This window comes from Rhizobium sp. ZK1, from assembly GCF_047782645.1.
Taxonomy (GTDB): Bacteria; Pseudomonadota; Alphaproteobacteria; order Rhizobiales; family Rhizobiaceae; genus Rhizobium.
This window is the reverse complement of record NZ_CP180588.1, coordinates 262,992-283,646: the sequence shown is the minus strand read 5'-3', so window position 1 is coordinate 283,646 and position 20,655 is coordinate 262,992. Positions and strand designations below refer to the sequence as shown.

General features: G+C 57.5%; 15 protein-coding genes and 7 pseudogenes. 8 read left to right on the top strand and 14 right to left on the bottom strand.

The features are described 5' to 3' along the window. The first annotated feature begins 13 nt into the window (after window positions 1-13). On the top strand, window positions 14-607 hold the full coding sequence (locus ACK9YZ_RS34410) for a hypothetical protein (RefSeq protein ID WP_416068549.1): 594 nt from the start codon (window positions 14-16) through the stop codon (window positions 605-607). Between the two features lie 444 nt (window positions 608-1,051). On the opposite strand, the pseudogene ACK9YZ_RS34405 reads toward ACK9YZ_RS34410, so the two are convergent. Then, window positions 1,052-1,963 (bottom strand): annotated as a pseudogene (locus tag ACK9YZ_RS34405) (DUF3422 domain-containing protein); the annotation flags it as partial. A gap of 115 nt (window positions 1,964-2,078) precedes the next feature. On the opposite strand from ACK9YZ_RS34405, the pseudogene istA reads away from it, so the two are divergent. Together istA and istB are read left to right on the top strand one after the other, a co-directional pair. Beyond that, window positions 2,079-3,182, top strand: a pseudogene (gene istA, locus ACK9YZ_RS34400) (IS21 family transposase); the annotation flags it as partial. Continuing rightward, window positions 3,124-3,858, top strand: a complete 735-nt coding sequence (istB, locus tag ACK9YZ_RS34395; protein ID WP_416068548.1) for an IS21-like element helper ATPase IstB — start codon at window positions 3,124-3,126, stop codon at window positions 3,856-3,858. The pseudogene istA and the gene istB, both read left to right, overlap by 59 nt. 455 nt (window positions 3,859-4,313) lie before the next feature. Here istB and ACK9YZ_RS34390 read toward each other — a convergent pair whose 3' ends face one another. From ACK9YZ_RS34390 to tnpB (ACK9YZ_RS34370), 5 genes and pseudogenes are all read right to left on the bottom strand, one after another. Beyond that, on the bottom strand, window positions 4,314-5,342 hold the full coding sequence (locus tag ACK9YZ_RS34390) for an LLM class flavin-dependent oxidoreductase (protein WP_416068547.1): 1,029 nt from the start codon (window positions 5,340-5,342) through the stop codon (window positions 4,314-4,316). Between the two features lie 363 nt (window positions 5,343-5,705). After that, window positions 5,706-6,815, bottom strand: coding sequence for a histidinol-phosphate transaminase (gene hisC, locus ACK9YZ_RS34385; RefSeq protein WP_416068546.1), 1,110 nt, complete (start codon window positions 6,813-6,815; stop codon window positions 5,706-5,708). Window positions 6,816-7,051: 236 nt separating this feature from the next. Beyond that, a pseudogene (locus tag ACK9YZ_RS34380) lies at window positions 7,052-7,614 on the bottom strand (UPF0149 family protein). Then, window positions 7,611-9,153: pseudogene (gene tnpC / locus ACK9YZ_RS34375) on the bottom strand (IS66 family transposase). The pseudogenes ACK9YZ_RS34380 and tnpC overlap by 4 nt, the downstream one beginning before the upstream one ends. A 48-nt stretch (window positions 9,154-9,201) precedes the next feature. Continuing rightward, window positions 9,202-9,354 (bottom strand): annotated as a pseudogene (gene tnpB / locus ACK9YZ_RS34370) (IS66 family insertion sequence element accessory protein TnpB); the annotation flags it as partial. A 44-nt stretch (window positions 9,355-9,398) separates the two neighbouring features. On the opposite strand from tnpB (ACK9YZ_RS34370), the gene ACK9YZ_RS34365 reads away from it, so the two are divergent. The 3 genes from ACK9YZ_RS34365 to ACK9YZ_RS34355 all read left to right on the top strand — a co-directional run bounded on the left by ACK9YZ_RS34365 (window position 9,399) and on the right by ACK9YZ_RS34355 (window position 12,693). Continuing rightward, window positions 9,399-9,650, top strand: coding sequence for a DUF5372 family protein (locus tag ACK9YZ_RS34365; RefSeq protein WP_416065938.1), 252 nt, complete (start codon window positions 9,399-9,401; stop codon window positions 9,648-9,650). Window positions 9,651-9,842: 192 nt separating this feature from the next. Continuing rightward, window positions 9,843-10,304 carry a helix-turn-helix domain-containing protein gene (locus tag ACK9YZ_RS34360; protein ID WP_062369699.1) on the top strand — a complete coding sequence of 154 codons (462 nt, stop codon included), beginning with the start codon at window positions 9,843-9,845 and terminating at the stop codon, window positions 10,302-10,304. 292 nt (window positions 10,305-10,596) lie between these two features. Further along, window positions 10,597-12,693: a recombinase family protein gene (locus ACK9YZ_RS34355; RefSeq protein ID WP_416065937.1), complete on the top strand. Its 2,097-nt coding sequence runs from the start codon at window positions 10,597-10,599 to the stop codon at window positions 12,691-12,693. Between the two features lie 21 nt (window positions 12,694-12,714). On the opposite strand, the pseudogene tnpB (ACK9YZ_RS34350) reads toward ACK9YZ_RS34355, so the two are convergent. Both tnpB (ACK9YZ_RS34350) and tnpA read right to left on the bottom strand, forming a co-directional pair. Beyond that, a pseudogene (gene tnpB / locus ACK9YZ_RS34350) lies at window positions 12,715-12,936 on the bottom strand (IS66 family insertion sequence element accessory protein TnpB); the annotation flags it as partial. After that, a pseudogene (gene tnpA / locus ACK9YZ_RS34345) lies at window positions 12,933-13,387 on the bottom strand (IS66-like element accessory protein TnpA). The pseudogenes tnpA and tnpB (ACK9YZ_RS34350), both read right to left, overlap by 4 nt. A gap of 237 nt (window positions 13,388-13,624) precedes the next feature. Between tnpA and ACK9YZ_RS34340 the strand changes: the two are divergent. Both ACK9YZ_RS34340 and ACK9YZ_RS34335 read left to right on the top strand, forming a co-directional pair. After that, window positions 13,625-13,912: a hypothetical protein gene (locus ACK9YZ_RS34340; RefSeq protein ID WP_416068545.1), complete on the top strand. Its 288-nt coding sequence runs from the start codon at window positions 13,625-13,627 to the stop codon at window positions 13,910-13,912. Between the two features lie 386 nt (window positions 13,913-14,298). Next, window positions 14,299-14,559: a hypothetical protein gene (locus ACK9YZ_RS34335; RefSeq protein ID WP_416068544.1), complete on the top strand. Its 261-nt coding sequence runs from the start codon at window positions 14,299-14,301 to the stop codon at window positions 14,557-14,559. Window positions 14,560-14,633: 74 nt separating this feature from the next. Here ACK9YZ_RS34335 and ACK9YZ_RS34330 read toward each other — a convergent pair whose 3' ends face one another. The 6 genes from ACK9YZ_RS34330 to nodC all read right to left on the bottom strand — a co-directional run bounded on the left by ACK9YZ_RS34330 (window position 14,634) and on the right by nodC (window position 20,646). After that, a complete protein-coding gene (locus ACK9YZ_RS34330; RefSeq protein WP_416068543.1) occupies window positions 14,634-15,092 on the bottom strand; it encodes a hypothetical protein in 459 nt (152 codons plus the stop codon). Window positions 15,093-15,219: 127 nt separating this feature from the next. Then, on the bottom strand, window positions 15,220-16,008 hold the full coding sequence (locus ACK9YZ_RS34325) for an ABC transporter permease (RefSeq protein ID WP_416068542.1): 789 nt from the start codon (window positions 16,006-16,008) through the stop codon (window positions 15,220-15,222). 3 nt (window positions 16,009-16,011) lie between these two features. Continuing rightward, a complete protein-coding gene (gene nodI / locus ACK9YZ_RS34320; protein WP_416068541.1) occupies window positions 16,012-16,926 on the bottom strand; it encodes a nodulation factor ABC transporter ATP-binding protein NodI in 915 nt (304 codons plus the stop codon). After that, complete coding sequence (nodU, locus tag ACK9YZ_RS34315; protein ID WP_416068540.1) at window positions 16,914-18,638, bottom strand: nodulation protein NodU; 1,725 nt, start codon at window positions 18,636-18,638, stop codon at window positions 16,914-16,916. The genes nodI and nodU overlap by 13 nt, the downstream gene beginning before the upstream one ends. A gap of 30 nt (window positions 18,639-18,668) precedes the next feature. Next, window positions 18,669-19,274, bottom strand: a complete 606-nt coding sequence (gene nodS, locus ACK9YZ_RS34310) for a nodulation methyltransferase NodS (protein ID WP_416068539.1) — start codon at window positions 19,272-19,274, stop codon at window positions 18,669-18,671. 115 nt (window positions 19,275-19,389) lie between these two features. After that, window positions 19,390-20,646, bottom strand: a complete 1,257-nt coding sequence (nodC, locus tag ACK9YZ_RS34305) for a chitooligosaccharide synthase NodC (protein ID WP_416068538.1) — start codon at window positions 20,644-20,646, stop codon at window positions 19,390-19,392. Window positions 20,647-20,655: the final 9 nt, after the last annotated feature.

Genomic DNA, 20,655 nt, shown 5'->3' with positions numbered 1-20,655 from the left:
GATAAAGGTCCGCATGAAAGCAAGACGCAATTTCATTGTCGAATTCAAGTCGGGCCGGCGTCAGCAAAGACGCCAAGGCGCCTCGATCTGGGGTGATACCGACCTCAAGGCGATCGCGCGTGCGGTGGAATCCGATCTGGCGGTGACCGGCGGTAGCGCTGACGCAGAGCTCGGTGCGGTGCGGCCATCACCTGCACCCCATCGATCCGAGTCCAGAATTCTCGAGACGATCGTGAAACCCGACGAACAACCGTCCGGGGCGGCCCTCGTGAAGGCGACGACCTCTGACTTGCCGACGCAGCCGGCGGATTTGCCACAACCATCGGCGAAAACGGATGACGCTGCAAACGTGCCAGTGCTCGTCCCCGCGCAAGAAGAGACAGCTCCCGCCGCTCCTGCGAGGCGCCGCGCCGCCTCGAAAGCGATGGGGCCGAGGAAGAAAACGCAAGCCCGATCCGCTTCCGCGGGGATATCGCAGCAGGCTGGCGCCGACGACCTCAACGCGCTCGAGGCCGAAAACCGCCGGCTGAAGGCGCTGTGGCGGGCGCATCTGCATGCGGAGAATGCTGAGCTTCGGAACATGTTGGCCCGCCTTTCCGTGATCTAACGCATCAAGACCCTTGCCGTTGACAAGGACGGTCGGCGATCCGGCAGACCGGAGCGATCGATGGTGCAGCGCCGCTCGCGGTCCCGGTTGCGCTCGCTAATTGTCGGCTGGTCAACGTCAATTCGTTGGTGCTGAAGCTCCCGTTTCGTGCCGCGGCCGCGACCTATCGGAGATGACGGAAGCCCATGTCGTACGCGTGACCCATTGGTTTGGGAGCTAGTCACTTTCGTAGGGTTGATTGCGTTCTTGCCATTCGCAGGGACGATCATTGTCAGACACCATCTTGCCTCGGCTTAGCCAGGTGGCAGCTGCAGAACTCTTGCATGCGGCTGCGACCGCTTTGATGCCGATGGACCCGTAGTTTTGCAGGATGGCGTCCCGCTCTTTGGAGCACGGGGCATTCGGTGGCATGGGCGTTCCCTTTCTCATCATTGGAATGTCGGCCTATTCGTGGGTGGCGAGTGCGTGCTTCACGCGAAGCACCGTGGCCGCCACCGCGACGAATACGAGCGGGATCGACCCGAGAATCAGCAGCGGACTGACTTCCCATCCGGCGTGCTGGCATGCCTCGAAGGCAGTTTTGATGAGGCCGATGAGGTAATAGCTGATGGCAATGATCGAAAATCCCTCGACCGCGCGCTGGATCTTCACCTGCGTCGCCGCCCGTTCCGCCACCGACTTGATCTGGATTGCATTCTGGAATTCGATTTCGACCTGAATGCGGGTTTGCAGCAGATTCAGAAGATGCATAGTGGCGCCAGACAACTGTTCAAGCCGATGGGACGTGGCTTCGCAAGTGCGAACCGCTGGTTTGAAGCGTCTTGTGACGAATATGCCAAATCGTTGGAAGCCCGGCAGATGCGTCTCGCGCAGCTCGCTGATGCGTTCCTCGACGATTTTCGCATAGGCTGCGGTCGCACCAAAGCGGCTGCGGGTTTCCGCCGAAGCCGTGATAATGGCGGAAGAGAATTCCGAGATTTCGTTGAGGAGGCTTTTGTGCTGGTCCGCCGGCGTCGATTGATTGCGGTCTGCCAGGTCTCCAAGGCGCGCCTCGAACTCGGCAAGGCGCGGCGCGAGACGCCGCGCGAGTGGCAGGCCGAGCAGCGCCATTGAACGGTAGGTCTCTATCTCGTAGATCCTGCGGACCATTCGGCCGAGGCGATAGGCGTTCAAATCCCTGTTGAAGAGCAGAATATGGCTCCATCCGTCTGAACGAACACGAAAGTCCGAACATACTTGGCCGGCCCCTGCCCCAATTATTGAAGCGGCGGTGTCACCAAAGCCGAATTTCGCCAGGACATCTCCCAGTTGTTCCGGGGCAGGCCCCGTCACCAGAATACTAACCTGACTGATAACTGTGATTAGGCATGGAATAAGGACCCCGCAAATGGGGTGATCGGCGTCCAAACGGGACCCCCATCTGCGATGGGGTTACAACAGCCTCCGGTTTCATCGGAGGCTTTTTATTTGGATGCTTGTTGTGGAGACAATTCTGAAGATACGGCGGCTTTCCCGTGTGCAGGGTAAGTCGATCAAGGCGATCTGCCGGGAGCTGGGCATATCGCGGAAAGTGGTGCGGAAGGTTCTGCGCACCGATGAGACGGAATTCAAATACGAGCGGACCCGTCAGCCTCAGCCGAAGCTCGGCCCTTGGCGCGATCAGCTCGATGGAATGCTGCTTGCCAATGAAGCCAAATCCTCCCGCGAACGGCTGACGCTGATCCGGATATTCGAGGATTTGCGCGATCTGGGCTACGAAGGCGGTTACGACACCGTCCGACGCTATGCCCGGACGTGGGCGAAGGAGCGCGGGTCCGTGACGGCGGAGGCCTATGTGCCACTCTATTACGCGCCGGGCGAGGCCTACCAGTTCGATTGGAGCCACGAGATCGTCGTGCTGAACGGTGTGACGACGACGGTGAAGGTGGCGCATGTCCGGCTCTGCCATAGCCGGATGATGTATGTGAGAGCCTACCCGCGCGAGACGCAGGAGATGGTCTTCGACGCCCATGACCGGGCATTCTCCTTCTTCGGCGGGGCCTGTACGCGCGGCATCTACGACAACATGAAGACCGCGGTGGAGACGGTCTTCGTCGGCAATGAACGGCAATACAATCGCCGCTTCCTGCAGATGTGCAGCCATTATCTGATCGAACCGGTGGCTTGCACGCCGGCGTCGGGGTGGGAGAAGGGCCAGGTCGAGAACCAGGTCAATCTGGTGCGGGAACGCTTCTTCACGCCGCGGCTGCGCTTCAAATCCTACGACGAGCTGAATGGCTGGCTGCTGGACAAGTGCATCAGCTACGCCCGTGCTCATAAGCATGTCGATCAGACGGAGCGCACGATCTGGGAGGTATTCGAAACGGAGAAGCCGCATCTGGTCAGCTATCCGGGTAAGTTCGACGGCTTCCATGCTGTGCAAGCCTCGATCGGCAAGACCTGCCTCGTGCGTTTCGACAACAACAAATACTCAGTGCTGTCGACCGCGGTCGGTCGCCCAGCCGAGATACATGCCTATGGAACGTTCGCAAATCCTCGACATGATGGGCACGCTGAAGCTGTTCGGCATGCGCAGCGCCTATGACGAGATCATGGCTTCCGGCATCAAGCGCCAGCACGAACCGCCGCGCATCGTCGGTGACCTGCTGAACTCGGAGATCGCCGAGAAGCAGGCGCGCTCCATCAAATACCAGATCACCGTTGCCAAGCTGCCGCTGGCCAAGGACATCGACGACTTCGACTTCACCGACACGCCGGTCAACGAAGGGCTGGTGCGCCAACTCGCGACCGGAGCCTTCCTCGCCGAGCAGCACAACATCGTTCTGGTCGGCGGGACCGGCACGGGAAAGTCCCACCTGTCCATCGCGCTTGCCCGTGCCCTGATCCGCAACGGCGCACGAGGCCGCTTCTTCAACGTCGTCGACCTCGTCAATCGGCTCGAGACAGAAGCACGTAGCGGCAAACAGGGGCGGCTTGCCGACTTCATCACCAGGCTCGACTTCGTCATCATGGACGAGCTCGGCTATCTCCCATTCGCCCAGGCCGGTGGACAGCTCCTCTTCCATCTGATCAGCAGGCTTTACGAGCGGACCTCGATCATCGTCACGACGAACCTGGCGTTCGGCGAGTGGCCGGCCGTGTTCGGCGACGCGAAGATGACCGCCGCTCTGCTCGACAGGCTCACCCACCATTGCGAAATCGTTGAGACCGGGAATGAATCCTGGCGCTTCAAAAACCGCTCTCAAAGCTAAAGCCGAAAAGACAAACAACCCGCGCCCGCAGGCCCCTGCGCTAAATGGACAGCTCCGGGCCTACGCGCGCTGACCCTATGCAACCAGAGGAAGGGGTCCCTTTTGGAAGCTGATATGGGGTCCCGTTACGAAGCCGATTGACACGCAAGAATGCGTCGGACAACAGTGCGGTTGTCCCCTCCAGCCTAGAGTCCGCTTCATTGGCGTGGACTTTCATGCCCGCTCGCCGTACGTCATCAGTATTCTGGCTGTTAAAACCACCTCCCCTCTTCTCCGCGCCTCGTGCTCAAACCCGCTTTTTGATCGCGCATGACGGCCATTCAACATTCAACTCGCGGATAAGGAACACCCGTTTCGGGCCTGATCTTATAATTAATCAAGCATATGGACTGCGCCACGCATGGGGAGAGAAAGTGCGTTTCCGCATATCTGAGTTCGACAAGGCACCATGGTACTCAGCCAACCCGATCCATGAGTTCGGATTGAAGCGTCCTCGCGGTGTACAGCGAAGCGTCCAAGGGCAGGTTCCCAAACGCCACCTGACAAAGGAGATAGTTTGCTCCCGCCTCTTCGACCTGATCTAGCAGAGCCCGTCGGACAAAATCCGCCGTTCCCACCACGCACAATTCATTTTCGATTGCTGCATCGAAGCTCAAGGGGAGATTCGGTGGAACCGGGATTCCATTTAGGACGTACAGGAATTTGAAAGTTTCAAGCCATCGTTCGAAAGCAGGAGCGGCGAGCGAATATGCATGGTCTGCAGACTGCCCGACCACAATCATGCGAAGCAGTCCGAGGAATGGCGCCTGGTTGTTCGCGTCACTGTTGTGTCCTTGCTCGCAGCGGAAGGCGTCGGTGACCTTGCGGACGAATGTGGCAGGACCTAGAGACGCGATGTTCGCGCCGTTTGCAGCGGCCCAGCGTGCAGACTCGGGTTTGTTGGTGGCGATCCATGTCGGCGGGTGCGGGCGCTGATGAGGCTTCAGTGTCAAAGGAACATCGTTTAGCTCAAAATGGTGGCCGCTGTAGGAAAGAGTGCCGCCCCTCATCGCCTCCATCAGAATTTCGCTGGCTTCGAGATAGCGTCCTGGCACTGCGTCCGCACCAATCCCGAAGTAAGCTAGCTCGATTGGAAGGGACCCGCGCCCTATGCCCAACTCGACCCTGCCACCGCTCAAATGGTCAAGCATGCAGATCTCCTCAAATGCACGCAGCGGATGACAAAGGCTAAGCAGCATGGTGAGGGGGCCAAGACGAAGGTGACGGGTGCGCTGCGCGACACTCGATAAGAACAGGTTCGGTGATGGGCCTCTTCCATGCGGCGAGCAATGGTGCTCCGCTACATGGTAAGCATAAAAGCCGAGCCGATCATACGCTTCCGCCAGCTTGAGACGGTCTGCGTATTGTCGCGCAACGGCGTTACCATCCTCGTCCAGATGGTCGAATATGCCGAAAGTTAGGTTTGAAGGAAGGGCTTTTCTCATTGAACTGTCTCCGACTTTGTTCCGATAGCTCCGGACCTTGATTCAAGCGAAATTAGATTTGGGGCTTTTCTTGGCCGGACATCGCTACTGATGCAGAGTCCGGGCCACACGTCCTTCCACGCTCGGCTGTTGCTCAACATCTTTAGTGCTTCTGCCGGGGAAAGCTTCATTGCCTTCGCGGCTATATGCTGTTCTGCAGTTTGACGGCTGGAGAACATGACGTACGACACGTGCAAGCGGGCTATGCATCTGCCTCCTCCTCCCAGGGAGCGGTAGAGCTGGTCAACGCTGTGGGGAGATCTTGCGATCGTTGCTCTGTGTCTTATTGCCGCGATCATTCGCACAGAATGGAATATGTAGCTGCTAAACGGCCGATCGTGTGGAGCTCTCAGCTCCCAAAATCTCATCGACAGCTTCAAGGAACGCATCCATTTGCGATTTTGTCCCGATGCTAACGCGAATGCAATCTTCCAGACCCTCATCAGGGAGGACGGCCACTAGTATCTTTTTTTGCTTCAAGTAGGTTTGCCACCAAGCGCCGTCTCGCCCTGGTGGCACACGGGCCAGCAGGAAATTCGCATGAGAGGGAGTTACAGAGAACCCAAGTTGCGACAGTGCGAACATCACGCGCTCTCTCTCAAACTTAATATGTCTACGGTTCTCCTCGTAGGCCGTGCGGTGAGCAAGGATGCTGACACCAACCGCATGGGCGATCACATTCATGTTGAACATGTTCTGGAGATTGCGCAGCCGCCCTACAACCTCAGGATGGCCGAATCCGAAGCCAACGCGAAGGCCGGCCCCCGCATAGCTCTTAGAGAACGTTCGCAAGATCAGAAGGTTCGAATTGCGGTCAATTAAACGGAGAGCGCTGTCAGGCGCAAAGTCTACATAGGCTTCGTCCAGCACGATCAACCGGTCAGATTGTGCGACGAGACTTTCAATATCCGCAATCGGGACAAAAGTGCCGGTAGGATTGTTCGGATTAGCCAAGAGAATAAACTTGGCCTCCTTTGCAGGACCGAAAAGCAGTTTGTGTATCGGCAACGAGCAAGACTCGCCGGATCTGATTTCAAGCAATCGAGCACCTTGCAGCAGCGCGAGCTTGTGGTTGTATGCAAAGCCAGGGGACAACATCGCGACGCTGTCACCCGGGTCAAGGAATGCTCTGTATAGAAGCGAAAGAAGTTCGGAGGAACCGTTGCCGGCGATCACCTGATCCGGGGAAAGGTTATAGGATGCGGCAGCTGCTTCCCTCAAGCTGACGTTATCATCCTCCGGATATAGATACTGCCGTTCGAGAGCAGCGACAGCGCTCTGCATTACCGCTGCCGGCAAGGCAAATGGATTCTCGTTTGTGTTTAGTTTGACACAGTCGGCATCTGGTCCCGGACGACCGGACGGAAGAGGATTCAGCTGTCTATACACCTCTGAAAGAGACGAAAGCACGCGTTGCAGTTTGGTGTCAGACATAGTTCTTATCTTTTGCAGTCGCAGACGATAGTCGCTTTCTCAGCCATTCACCGCGAGCCGATTATCAGGTGCCGTGCGGTTACTGGCCTAAAAACTCAATGGACGATTCTTCTAGTTCAGGTCTGCCGCTCCAGCAAAATCATTTGTTTGCATCGCAGCCATAGATGCGATGAATAGTGAGCGCGACGAACAGCCCACGGCTTTCGGCGTTGACGGGATCGCAATAGCGCTTTCTTTCAGAACTTCTGCTTTGCCCGCTTCGGCATAAAGTAGGTTCGGATATTGACGAGTGCTTCTGCCACGGCACCAGCATCCTGGCGGGTCGCTTTCCGTTTTGTCTCGCCGAGCTTGCGGATGGGCGCGATGATATCGCCCGTGACGGCATGGCCTCGAAGAACCGGCTGCCAAAGCCTCGGCGCGTATCCTGTTCCCAGCAAAAAGCAGAGGTCCCAGTCGAATGGATCAAAGGTCTGATCATCAATCCTGGTGAACCTGGGCCGGTGGTCTTTCGGTGTTTCGGAAAGGCTCGCAGAGATGCGGTTATACTCTGCAACGATCGTCTGTACGGCCTGATGTTCTGTTGTCTCCATCGGCAGGTTGAGGGCATCCGGACCGGTCAGTTCCGGTATCCATTTGCGTGGGTCGATGAACTTGGGACCGATGATGAGAGCCGTAAGATAACCATCGAGACCGCTCATTGACCAGATTGGCGATGCTGGACGACGTGCCTTATAAACGCCTCGAACGCCTCATCATCAAGCTTCGGTCGTGCGGTCGTCTCTTGGCCGTTGTGCGTCATGCCGCCCGTCGCTCCTGCTCTGTCATCGCCTCGCGCTCAGCCTTCCAGGTCCAAGGCAGGAGACTTTCCATCTCGTTGGCTTTCACCTTGCCCGCAATGATGCGTTCCAGCACATCGTCAAGCCAAGCCTCGGGGTCCACGCTGTTCAATTTACAGGTGTTGACGAGCGATGCGAGGACCGCGAAGGTCTTGCCACCGCGCTCGTTGCCCACGAACAACGAGTTCTTCCTCGTCAGGGCCACCGATTTCATCGAACGCTCGACCACATTGGAGTCCACTTCGATCCGGCCATCCTCCAGGAAGGCTGCCAGTCCGCTCCAGCCCAGCGCCGATTTAGCCGACACCTCGTCGCGCAGTTCGGTGAGATGGACGTTCAGTTCTCTCATGACCGGAGCTGCCTCGCGACGCCTCACGACGAGCCGGATATCGGCACTTTCGCCGAGCAGTCTCGCTTCAATCCGATAGATCTCGGCAATCCTGGCAAGGTTTGACAAAGCCTCCGAAGAGCCGGTCAGCTTGACGACATCGACGAACTTCCGCCGGGCATGGGCAAGCCAGAAGGCCAGCCGCATCGGGGCGATATTGCTCTTGCCCCGACGTTTGACCATTGTTTTATAGGCTTGGTATCCATCGACTTGCAGCACGCCGGCGAATGACGACAATTGTCGCTCGATCTCGCGCGCGCTGCGGCTTTCGGCAAAAATATAGGCGACCGCCGGCGGCGCCGGACCATTCCAGGGGCGGTCGTCAACCGCTTGTGCCCATAACTGGCAGACCTTGGTTCGTTTACGCCCCGAGCCGCGGGAGCGGCGTCTCGTCACCGAATGCCCTCGGCTGCGAGCGGATGAAGGCAGTGAGCGCATCATAGAGAAGCTCCAGCTACCAGGCGACCCGCCCGACCCAGGCGCAGAGCGTCCCGCGATCGATGATGACGCCGCAGGAGGCCAGCATCTGCGCCTGTCGATTGAGCGGGAGATGTCAGGCAAACTTCGAAACAGCGACATGCGCGGCAAACGCCGTGGTCACCATGCCACCGTCCATCACGCGCGCTGGTGCCGACGCCTGCACAACAACGCTTTCGCAGGCCCGGCATGCATAGCGCGGCCGGATCGTCCGTTTGACCCGGACAACCGCGGGCACGATGTCGACCGCCTCGCTGACGTCCGTGCCGATGCAATGCAGTTCGAACGAACAGCACGGGCAAGTCTTGCTTTCCGGCTCGATGACCTCGTCATAACGCGGAAGGTGCTTGGGCAAGCGGCCGATATTGCGGGCTGGTGATCGCCGTATCTGCGCTTTGTCGTCACCGACCGGCGCGACATCGTCATTGGCAGCAACGGGAATGTCGCTCACATCGCCAAGGTCGAGCATTGCCTGCGTCGGATCGATGATTGTCATCTTCTCCGATTTCGTCCCGAAGAGCTGGCGCTCGAGGAAGGCCACGCGCGCCTTGAGATCGGCATTCTCTTCGTCGAGCGAGAGAATGATCCGGGTCAATCGCGCAGCATCCTGGGGCAAGGGATCGGGTCGAAGCGGCATGACAGACCCTGTCATATGAGCCTGAATCTTTAAGCCAAACCAATCGAATCAGCCTGCTTTTGAGGGTTTCCTCACCGCGTTTCGTTTGACGCGCGTCCAGTCAATGCCGGCCAGCAAAAGCGAGAACTCCTGGGCACTCATCTGCATCGCGCCATCGCGGATCGGCGGCCAAACGAACTTGCCCGCCTCCAGCCATTTGTACCTCACAAGAGAATGCAGCCGCGACCAGCGCAGATGAGCAGCTAGTGCGGGTCACACATCCGTTTCATCCACTACTTGGACAGCAGTTGCCGTGTGTCGGCAGGCGCTGCAATTCGCATGGGGAGCGTCTTTTACTGCAGACAGAGGATGCCACCGTTTGGTCCGTTCCCCCGCAATGGACTGACCTTGTGAGCCCAGATCCTGAAGTTGTCATGGGCAACGGACGGTCGCTCTTGCGGGTCGCCGACTTAATGGAATTGGCCGCCCTGGTAGAGCGCCTTTCCAGAACACGATGATGTGCGGATGTGTAAAGATAAATATGCCGCATCTGTAAAGCGGATTATGCCGCATATGTCTTATTTTTGTGGAATTATTCCCGCAATTACAGGACTGAATGATGCTAAACCATGAGGACCACCTTGACGAGGCAGAAAAATACGTCATAATTAACATTACGATTACGTCGCTTCATGTCCTCGGAGCCATCGATGTCTGCGAAGTACGACAGCAAGCGCACAAAGACGGATGCCCTCATCGAAGAGGGTACGTTCAATCCCACCCCCGAGAAGGTGCGCGATCCAAAGTTTCGGGGCAGCGAGTTCTTCGATCCGCACGACGCCGTGCAGGTCAAATACGAGATGCTGCGTCGCGTCTCCATCGACAAGGTGTCGGTGACGGAGGCCTCCGACGAGTACGGTGTTTCCAGGCCGACCTACTACCAGGCCAAGGTGAACTTCGATATGGCCGGCATTGCCGGACTGGTGCCGACGAAGCCGGGGCCCCGCGGTCCCCACAAGATCGACGACAAGGTCGTGGCATTTCTGCAGGCGCAGCTCGCTCCAGGAGAACCCGTTCGCGCCCGGGAACTTGCCAAGCTGCTTCGCCAGGAACTCGACATCGAGCTTCATCCCAGATCGATCGAGCGGGTTCTAAAAAAAAGCGGCAGGTAAACATTGCCGCGACGGCGGCATGCCCGATCCTACCGTCGACCATCGCCTCCCAGTACGAGGTCTTGCGCAAGGCTGCTCTCGGCGCAGCGCTGCCGCTTATGGCCCGTAGCGGCCTGATGCTCTTTTTGCGCCGGGGCATGTGGGGATGGGCTCAGACGCTGACCGCAACAGCAAGCACCCCACGAGAGCAGAATTACCCATCGTCAATTGCTTGGCCGCTGCACCGCGGACACAGCGCCGTCGTCCACGTCCTTGCGACAATCGCCATGAGCATCAACGATCGGAGATCACGATGAATGTACATCTCAAAGTCCAGCCTCATCACCTCGAACGCAGCGCCTACCTCTACATCCGCCAATCTTCGATGCGGCAAGTCATCGACAATACCGAGAGCGCCATGCGGCAATATGCGCTTCGCGGGCGCGCTATCGCCCTTGGTTGGCGCGAGGAGCAGATTATCGTCATCGATAACGATCAGGGTGAATCCGGCGCATCGGCGGTCTGGCGCGAGGGATTTCAGCGGCTGGTCAGCGATGTCGGCATGGGGCATGCCGGGATCGTCATGGGCCTGGAGGTCTCCCGTCTGGCCCGCAACAATGCCGACTGGCAGCGTCTGCTGGAGATCTGCGCCCTTGCCGACACCCTGATCCTCGATGAGGACGGCGTCTACGATCCGGCAAGCTTCAACGACCGCCTCTTGCTCGGCCTCAAGGGAACAATGAGTGAGGCCGAACTGCATGTGATCAAGGCCCGGCTGCGCGGCGGCATCCTCAACAAGGCGCGGCGCGGCGAGTTCCGCTGCCCCCTGCCAACCGGGCTGGTCTATGACCATTCCGGCAATGTGGCACTTGAACCAGACATGCAAGTCAGAGAGACGATCGTCCATTTCTTCGAGACGTTCTCTCGCGTCGGATCCGCCTCCCAGACCGTCAAGGCCTTTCGTCAGGAAGGCATTCTCTTTCCCTCACGCCTGCACGACAGCCAGACGGTATTCCGGCCACTGACGACTTCGACGGCGATGCGTGTGCTGCACAATCCACGTTACGCCGGAGCCTATGCCTATGGCCGCCGCCGCTATCGACGCACCATTGATGGCAAGAGGATTGTGCGTGAACAAGATAATGATGATTGGACGGCATGTATTCCAGATGCCCATCCCGGCTACATCAGTTGGGAGCAGCATCAGGAGAACCTGAGGATTCTGAAGTCGAACATCTGCCATAAATGGAACGCGGGGGTCGCATCACCTCCGCGCGAAGGTCCGGCACTGCTGCAGGGGCGGGCCGTGTGTGGGCAATGCGGCAGGCATTTTCGCATGCGCTACGCTGCCCGACGCGGCCGGCAGGAAGCCTGGTACGTTTGTGATCGCGCCCGTAGCGATCGCGGTGAACCCCTGTGCCAGGCGATCGCTGCACCTCCTGTCGACGAAGCCATCGGTATGCTGATCGCCGAGCAGATGACGCCGGCAGCCATCGAACTGGCGATTGAAGTCCGCAAAGAGATCGAAGCGCGACATGAAGAGGCGGATCGGCTGCGCTGTCGCGCGATCGAGCGCGCGCAAACTGAAGCCGATCTCGCCCAGCGCCGTTTCATGCTCGTCGATCCCAATAACCGCCTCGTCGCCGACACGCTCGAAGGCGAATGGAACGAGAAGCTCCGCATCCTGGCCAATGCCCGCGAAGAGCGCGAGCGCGCCCGGGAGCACGAATTCATCCTCGATAAGGCCGTCCACGAGCGGTTGGTCGCAATGACGGCGGACTTCAAAAAACTCTGGACCAATCCAGAGACCCCGAACCGCGAACGAAAGCGCCTGCTTGCCCACATCATCGAGGACGTCACCCTCCTCAAACTACCGAAAAGAGGCACAACCAAGGCTCATATTCGCTTCAAGGGCGGTAAAACCGAGACACTCGTCACCATGAGCCCAAAATCTCCCAGCCAGCAGATCAAGACGAACCCCGATATCATCGCACTGATCGATAACCTCCTCGACAATCATATTTTTTCCGAGATCGCAGAGATTCTCAACGATCAGGGATATCGTCCGGGCTCGGTGACGCGCCGTGACCAGCGCAATGCACGCTTCACAACCAAACGCGTCACCTATCTCGTTCGCGAATATAGGCTGAGATCACGCTATGACCGGCTCCGGGATCGCGGGATGTTGACAAAAAAGGAGGCGGCTGAACACCTCAATATCCATGAACATACACTCGCCAGATGGGCTGAACACGGCCTCGTCACCAGCCACGCCTACAACGGGCACTACTACCTGTACGAGCTTCCGAAGACGGATTTACCGCAAAAGCAATGCAGTCGATGGAACCAGCTCATCGATCGCGTCGCCGCCCGTAAGCAAAATGCCGGACACGCCAAAACCTTCAACTGAATGCGAAAGAGAGATGCAGTATGAATGCAGATCGTTCGTTGCCAGGATCATGCCTGATCCATCCCAGTAAATGCAGCGAAGTCTATCCAGACGCTTGGCGCGGAACACGAACACGTCGCCGCAATAGGGATCGGCCGCAAGAGCTGACGCCACCAAAGCCACCAGGCCATTCATGCCGCGCCGGAAGTCGACAGGTTGCGTCGCAACCATGATCTTCACGCCATTTGGCGAAACTCCGATCACCGGCACCCTCTCAACGCCGCCACCATCGCTTGTGCCAGCTCAGGCGCTACCGAGCCGATAACCGTCATGCGCGCGCCAGCAAGCTCGATCTCAATCCGACCCGCGGCGAAGTGGGCAAAATCCGACGGCGAGCTCTCGGGAGGCGTTCGATCGCCAACCACCGTCACCGGCACGAACATCGCCTGCTGCGCGCAGGTCTTGGCAGAGCGAAGAGAGGTCAGGCCAGCTTCCCGACGCCAGACGTTCAGCAAGCCGCGATTGACGCCCCAGCGCCGGGCAACGGCCGAGATGTTCACGTCAGGTTCTGCGCTTTCCGCAAGAATCCGCGCATTCTCCTCGTCAGTCCAATTCCGCCGCTGCCGCCGACCGGTGATCACCTCGATCCGACCTTTCCCTCATGCCTGGCTTCATGCATGCCTTCAAGCATGGCATCAGCGCGATCTCCAACCATTCCATTCCGCTCCTATCGATGAAGAAGCTTATCTCGCGGCCTCAATCTCAAAAGGAAAGGTGGGGTGTTTGTCGCGCTCACATTTATGCAGGGCGCGGATGGTACCATGCGGATAATTAATTTGACCCCTCTTCTCCAATGTTACGACTAGAATCGCATTTAGGCCGGAGGAGACAATTAGCACCGCCGCGAGGCTCGTCGCAGTTGTCTCAAGGATGAGCCGGCAGGATTTGGGCCATGAGCTTAACGACGGATTTTATTGCAGAGCTGAGCAGGGCTGCAAACGGCGTAGAGAAACTCACGCATTATGAGGTAAGCCGCCTCTTAGAGCTATCAATCGATACCATCCGCGACAAGCGTAGGCAGACTGGCGTCGCAGGAATACACAGTGCTCGAGACGTTCAGATTGATCTCAGGTTATCCTCGGAGCGCGCTCGCGACCTGCTGCCGGAACAAGTCCAGGACGCTCTCATGGACGCAGCCGACGTCCTTGGGTCATTGAAAATCGTACTGGACCGGGACTGAGCGAGTTGTTGACGTCACTTGTCCCGACTGAAGCCGATCTGGGACAGCGTACTTCATTAATCAAGCCCGCAACAAGTCATTGCGGCAGGATCCCGCCGGTCACCACGGCATTACCAAGGAAATGAATGTATACTGGGGCCTAAAAGGCTGTGACAACCTAACCGCTTCCTGCGTTCTTGGGGCTTGCGCCGACAATACCGCTGCTGAAGAACGCACTCTTTCTGTTGGCATGTGTCATGGTTCGATGGACGTAGCTATGAACAGCTGGGCGAGTGAGGTGGAGAAATACATGAGGCGGTCAGTGATGTAGTCGCCATGTGGAATGTGGGGGCTGTGGGCGCGCAATCGACAGCGGGGGTGGAAATCGCTTGAAAGCGAGCTATCACATGACCGCCATCTGCAAGCACGTAGCCGAGGCGCACGCCGGCCGCGCGAAACGTTCAGCGCCGCACGCAGGTCTTCGACTTGCTGGTCTGGCGCATGATCTAGACGAACTCACTGCCGTTATCCACGTCCAGGACCAGAAGGGGAAAAGGCAAACCGGCGCGGATGCGCTCGAGTGTCTCAACGACGAAACTGCCTTTCCGAACCACAATCGGGCAGCCTCCGTCCAGCCGGTGGTGATATCGGTCAGCACCAAGCTGTGAATGAAGCTGCCGCGGTTGGCATTCCCGCAATGGTCAACCAAGTCCATTTCCATGCTGCCGGGAAGCGGTTCATTTCAATCGGCGAACGTCCGCATTTTGATCTGACGTTTTGGTTCTGGTACGATGCGCGGCTTTTTTGCTCGGCTGCTGTGCCTCGGCATCCTGAGTAGGCGGTCGATCGTCGCGGCACTCATCGACAGCGTCTTGTGCCGAATCTCCTCCTCGAGTTTCAGGTGACCATTGCGTTCCAGCGCGGGCAATAAGACCGGCAACAACGCCTTGAGGCACTTGCCGCAAACTCGATCGGAAGCCTCCCACAGCACGATCATCGCGCTCCGAGCGGCCTCGTCGTAAAGCGGCCGGCGCTGACGGACCTGCCGGCTCGTCGGCGCCGGCTGATGATTCAGAACACGGATGGCGGATTTCTCGTGATATCCCGTCGCGGCAATGAACTCCTCCAGGATCCTGCTTTTCTCTTTTCCGGTCGCATTGGCGAGTTCCATGCGCATCGTGCGCGGCATCGCTGTTGTCATCGTGATACCCTCCCTGGCGGTCAGGGTATCCATCACGTGCAGTCACAAGTAACATTCTAGATGAGGAAACGAACGCGCTTGGTAACATTTTCACTGAGGCAACGCGACTTGATGTTTGGCGCCGATTTTATGACATTAGGCGTCGCCGAAGTAAGGCAGTCGATACGAAGAAGGGCAATACGCCAAAAATGAAAAGTATACCAAAATGGAACATCACGTCGGCGGCTGGCCGGCCGAACATTGCCGGGCGAATGAGGTCGATCGCATGTGCCAGCGGCAAGAATGTCGCCATCTGCTGAACTTTACCGGGCAATTGAGTTGCCGGGTAGACAGCACCGGACAAGAACAGCATCGGCGTGAGAATGAGGGTCTGGTAGAAGATGAAATAGTCGTAGCTGGGCGCGAGCGCCACAACGATCATTGCCAGACTCGCAAACGCGATTCCGGTCAGGGCTATCACCGGCACCACATAAGGAATGGATGACCAAACCGCATAACCCAGAATGGCTGCGACGACCGCAATCGCAGTTCCGGCCAAAAGGGCCTTGGTGGCTGCCCAGGCGACTTCTCCCAGCACTACGTCGCCAAGGGTCATCTGCGTGTATAAGATCGCCTCCCAACTGCGTTGATCGCGCATGCGCGCGAAGGCCGCATAGATGGTTTCGAACGTAGACGCCGTCATCGCGCTAGCCGCGACCATGCCAGTTGCCAGGAAAGCAATATATGACATGCCTTCGACTCGTCCGACCATCAAACCAAGACCGGTCCCCAGACCAAAAAGATAGACCATGGGATCTGCTAGGTTGCCGAGAATTGACACAAGCGCGGCTTTTTTCCACGCGAGGTAGTTGCGGCGCCACATCGCAGTCCAGTTCCAGCCATTGGCAGGCAGAACTGCCGCATAATTTTCCCACATCTTTCAATCCTTCATCTCGCGCCCAGTCAGTCGTAGAAAAACGTCCTCGAGATTGGGGGGGCGCTGTAAAAGACGCAGATCCGTACGCTCCCGCAATTGTATTCGCACCTGCTCAGGAGCGGAGGAGTAACAAAAGAGGGTTTCTCCGCTTACCTCAATGCGCTGCGCGCATGTTTTGATACGCGCGCGCAGTTCATGTGGATTGCCGCCATTGATCTCAATGACTTGGCAGCCAATCTGCTCGTCGATCAGCTCTTGGGGCCGACCTTCGGCGATCTTCTGTCCTTCTTCAAGGACGCATAGCCGGTCGCATAACCGCTCTGCCTCCTCCATGAAATGCGTAGTAAGCAGGATCGTCTTGCCGCGTGCCAACAGCGAGCGCAGCCGCTCCCAAATCAGGTGGCGCGCGTGCGGGTCGAGACCGGTGGTGGGCTCATCTAATATGAGCAGTTGTGGGTCGTTGATGAGCGCGCGTGCCAGCATCAGGCGCCGTTTCATACCACCGGAAAGGCCTGCGACCCGCGCATCCGCCTTACTCTCAAGTCTGGCAAACTCTAGGAGTGACGGGATAACGGCTTCGATCTGACGGGTGCTCATATTGAAGTAGCGCCCAAAGACCAACAGGTTCTCACGCACTGTGAATTCCTGATCAAGGTCGTCGAATTGCGGAACCACCCCAATGCTTGCCCGCGCCAGACGAGCCTGCGCAGGCACTGGTGCGCCAAGCACCGTGATCTTGCCTGCGTCGGGCGGCGTCATACCAAGGACCATGCGCGCAATCGTGCTTTTGCCGGCACCGTTGGGCCCGAGGAGCCCGAAGCACTCTCCTTTTTTGACGGCGAACGAAAACCGATCGACAACAGTTCGGTCGATATAGGTTTTCGTGACGTCAATCAAACTGATTGCTATCGCGGCCATGTGCTTGCCGAGAAAGCCGTGCAGTCCACCGGGGATACATCGGTTTCGCTCGTCCTTGTAAGCAGCAAGCCATCGCACCATACGTGGCCTATTTGTCCCCACTCGCAAGCCGCTGCAGCGTCGGGGAAAAAACCCCGGCCGTGATAGTTGGCACTCGTGTTGCAAAGCAGCGGAATACCGGTGAGACTTTCATATTCGGCCAAAAGCTTCGAGACTTCGTGCTCGGAGTTTCGCGAGATCGTTTGAAGTCTCGCAGTTCCATCAAGGTGCACTACAGCAGGGATCCGTGCTCGCCATTCCGGGCGTGTCGTATGATCGAAGAGCATGTAGGGATCTGGAGTGCCGGGGTCGAAGATATCCTGTGCGCGGTCTTCGAAGCAAATTGGGGCTACAGGCCGGAAATGCTCGCGGAATTTCACTTCGTTGAGATGATCCTTCATTTGCGGGGAAGTCGCGGCGGCCAAGATGCTTCTGCCTCCCAACGCCCGTGGCCCAAGTTCTGCACGGCCGGCAAGAAAAACAACCGGTTTGTTAGATGCCAATATCCTGGCGAGTTCGGCCAAGGTGCATGGAGCAGCTTTCCACCCTGGCGGGATCGCGCTACTCTTCAGCTCAGGGCCGCTGTAAACTGACCAGTCAAGCGGAGCGAGACCACGCTCGACAGCAAGCGCGCAGCAGGCGGCGCCAATAGCCGATCCGCTGTCGTTGGGAAATGGGGGCACCCAGACTGATTCAAACAGACCACTGGCTCTGAGCGCGCTGTTCCATTTGATGTTAAGGCCGCATCCGCCGGCCACGCACAAGTTTCGGGATTCGAATTGCGACTGCGTCTGTAAAGCAATCGTCATCTCTCCAACGAGGAGGTGTTCAAGGAAAACATGAAATGAAGCAAGTACATCCTGGGGTTTTTCAGACTGTAACCGGGACGCGCTTGCGTCGAAGTAATCATTCACGCGTGCAAGCAATGCGTCTGCATTATGAATGTTTTCCCTATAACCGACCGCGCGCAGCGTTTCTCCGGCGAAGTGTTCCTTGTAGAGCTCCCGAAACACGTTTAGGATGTTCTCCTGAGCCGCGCCAAGTGCAATGTAGGCCATTAGCTTTCCAGCGACACCCAGGTCCCAGCTTTTTGGATCCGCCTTCCTGTACGGCCCGAAGTGATGGCCGGCGACAGCATAGGCATGACCTATCATCGGGAACATGCACTTGATTGATCGGATCCCTTTGGGCTCCGCATAGTAGAGCCGTGGAAATATGCAGCCATCCCATACCAAGCAGAACGAAGGTTCTCCGGCTCTGGCAAACGGACTGGTGCAGTACGCGGAGACGACGTGGCTTATGACGTGCGGAAAACTTTTGTAGGGGAGGATCGAACCGCTGAGCGAGAGACCCGAGCTGTCATGGGACTTTAGAGGGCTCTCTGGCCACCGTTCGATATAGGGAGCTCCACTGAGAGTTATGGGGAGGCCTTCGCTGAAGACCTGGAACTCTGATTCAAGTTCTCCGTCCCACCCGTCGATGACGAATTGATCAACGTCCCCTACGCTCAAACCGTGTTCGTTCAGGGCTTGGACAATCGCGTCAAGGCTGTCGATAGCTTGATAGCGGAGATTGTTGTTGCGCTTCTCCTGCTCAATACAGAAGATAAGTTTCCCGTCTTCGATGAGGGCAACTGCACCGTCGTGTGTGAGTTTAATTCCGCAGATGCGCATAAGATCTCCATATCTAACGCGGTAGCCGGATCATTGAGAAACGGGGTGGCGATATCGGGTAAGCAAACAGTCTTCGTTGGTGGTTTGGCCGACGCATCGCACACGATCAATTTGGACCAATTCCTGATCCAACATCGTAATGACGGTTTCGGCACCAGCCACGTGACCCCAACGTTGGCAGCTCGCATCACCTGCCGATCCGAATATTAGATGCCCGGATGGCGCGAGCATTTGTGCCAAGTTGCGGACAGCCGTTCGCATCTCAGCAACGCTCTCAAGGTAATAGAGCACCTCAGCTACCACGATCAGATCAAAGAGTTTTCGTGCCGAGAACTGGAGGATATCGCGGCTTATCCAGGAGATATTCGGCGGATCCTTTAGTCGTCGACGCGTTCGAGCGAGCGCATGGGGCACCACATCAATTACGGTGAGTTGCTCGCAATGCGGCGCAAGTCTTTCGGTGAACGCCCCGGCTGCGCATCCGACTTCGAGCGCGTTTGTTATTGATTGCTGCGCAAGCGCCAGCCGTAGCATTTGACTATGTCGCTCCTGCTCGAACGGGTTGCTGTCAAGCCGCCATGGATCGTCTTCAGCCAACTCATCATGCAGCAACTGATAATGCTTTTTCTGATTCAACTTCCTGCACCTCTTTTGGCCAATCCCGCAACTGATGTTAGGTTTGTCCGCCTTCAGCCTCGCCGTCAGCTGGAACATCCAAAGCCGACCAAGACTTCGGATGCTCGCGAAAAGGTTAATCCATCGGTAGAGATTTAAGGGATGATGTTTCCGCGCTGCGGGGGGGGGGTTGCAAGACATCAGTGCGAGAGAGCCAAGCACTATTGCTTAACGTACACAGCGCATATGCTTTAAGGGGAAGAATGAGGAAAAGGTTGATTGGCGTGTGGGCAGCGAAAGTTAGAAATCGAAGCTGGCGAGCGCGAAGCGCAGCCACACAGGTGCGCACCACCGTCATGAATGCTATCATCGTTATCGTCGACCACGGTATCGTGGCTGCCACCGCAATCTGCGCAAGCCCCATCAATACCGACACAGCAAGAAGCAGCGGCCCGAGATTCTGCCCGATCACGTCCAATGTTAGATACCGGTCAAGCCTGCGTAACAAGCGCAGCGCTAGCAACGTGTCTCGGAAGGTGCTGCGCGCCCAGCGCAACTGTTGGCGCAGATACGATGCGAGCCGGTCTGGCACGACTGTGGCTGCAATGGCATCCGCAACATACTCGGTCCGAAAACCAGCTTTGAGCATTAGGATTGTAAGATGACGGTCCTCACCAAAATCGCTTGTTTTGCCGCGAAACAGTTGCGTCTCGTATTGGTCGAGCACCAAAAGCAGTGCAGATCGGCGGTACATGGCGCATGGACCACAACAGCACATCACCGCACCAAAACGTGCCTGTGCCGCCCGCTCCTCGTTGCAGGCCAGCCAGTATTCCATGTCGATCAGTCGTGTCAGCCATGTGTCGCTGCGATTTCTGGCTACTAATTGTCCCATAACCGCGCCTATCGATGGATCGCGCATCTTGTGGACGAGCTTCGTGACCATGTCGGGAGCAAGCGTGGTGTCTGAGTCGACGTTTAGAAGCAAGTCACCGGATGAGCGGCGTATCGCGGCGATCTGCGCCTTGCGCTTTCCGGCATTTGTAGGGAGCAGAATGAAGTTGAACCGCGGATCTCCCGCATATGTGTTGTGTACGGGTGCGAGGTCCTCGCGGTTTGTAGAACCATCATCTACCACAAAAACCTGCAGCTGCCCAGAATAATCCTGATTTGCGACAGACTCGAGGCACGCCGAGAGAATGTCCGGGTGTTCATTGAAACAGGGAACAATCACGTCGACGCTTGCCAGCGCGGCGGAGGGGGGGGGGCTTTCGGAAGAGGCAGAAAAAGAACTTGCCGTTGGGGCATACAGGACCTGCATGCCCTTATAGACGCCAGAAAGAAGCGCATACAACGAAATTGCCACCGTGCCGGCTGTACCAAATAGATCCATGCAGATACC

What these genes read in the sequence shown, in the direction of transcription:
- nodC (WP_416068538.1), bottom strand. Translation starts at nt 20,646, where the DNA reads ATGGATCTATTTGGTACAGCCGGCACGGTGGCAATTTCGTTGTATGCG.
- ACK9YZ_RS34360 (WP_062369699.1), top strand. Translation starts at nt 9,843, where the DNA reads ATGTCTGCGAAGTACGACAGCAAGCGCACAAAGACGGATGCCCTCATC.
- istB (WP_416068548.1), top strand. Translation starts at nt 3,124, where the DNA reads ATGGAACGTTCGCAAATCCTCGACATGATGGGCACGCTGAAGCTGTTC.
- ACK9YZ_RS34355 (WP_416065937.1), top strand. Translation starts at nt 10,597, where the DNA reads ATGAATGTACATCTCAAAGTCCAGCCTCATCACCTCGAACGCAGCGCC.
- nodI (WP_416068541.1), bottom strand. Translation starts at nt 16,926, where the DNA reads ATGGCCGCGATAGCAATCAGTTTGATTGACGTCACGAAAACCTATATC.
- ACK9YZ_RS34410 (WP_416068549.1), top strand. Translation starts at nt 14, where the DNA reads ATGAAAGCAAGACGCAATTTCATTGTCGAATTCAAGTCGGGCCGGCGT.
- ACK9YZ_RS34330 (WP_416068543.1), bottom strand. Translation starts at nt 15,092, where the DNA reads ATGACAACAGCGATGCCGCGCACGATGCGCATGGAACTCGCCAATGCG.
- nodU (WP_416068540.1), bottom strand. Translation starts at nt 18,638, where the DNA reads ATGCGCATCTGCGGAATTAAACTCACACACGACGGTGCAGTTGCCCTC.
- ACK9YZ_RS34335 (WP_416068544.1), top strand. Translation starts at nt 14,299, where the DNA reads ATGACCGCCATCTGCAAGCACGTAGCCGAGGCGCACGCCGGCCGCGCG.
- ACK9YZ_RS34325 (WP_416068542.1), bottom strand. Translation starts at nt 16,008, where the DNA reads ATGTGGGAAAATTATGCGGCAGTTCTGCCTGCCAATGGCTGGAACTGG.
- ACK9YZ_RS34390 (WP_416068547.1), bottom strand. Translation starts at nt 5,342, where the DNA reads ATGAGAAAAGCCCTTCCTTCAAACCTAACTTTCGGCATATTCGACCAT.
- ACK9YZ_RS34340 (WP_416068545.1), top strand. Translation starts at nt 13,625, where the DNA reads ATGAGCTTAACGACGGATTTTATTGCAGAGCTGAGCAGGGCTGCAAAC.
- hisC (WP_416068546.1), bottom strand. Translation starts at nt 6,815, where the DNA reads ATGTCTGACACCAAACTGCAACGCGTGCTTTCGTCTCTTTCAGAGGTG.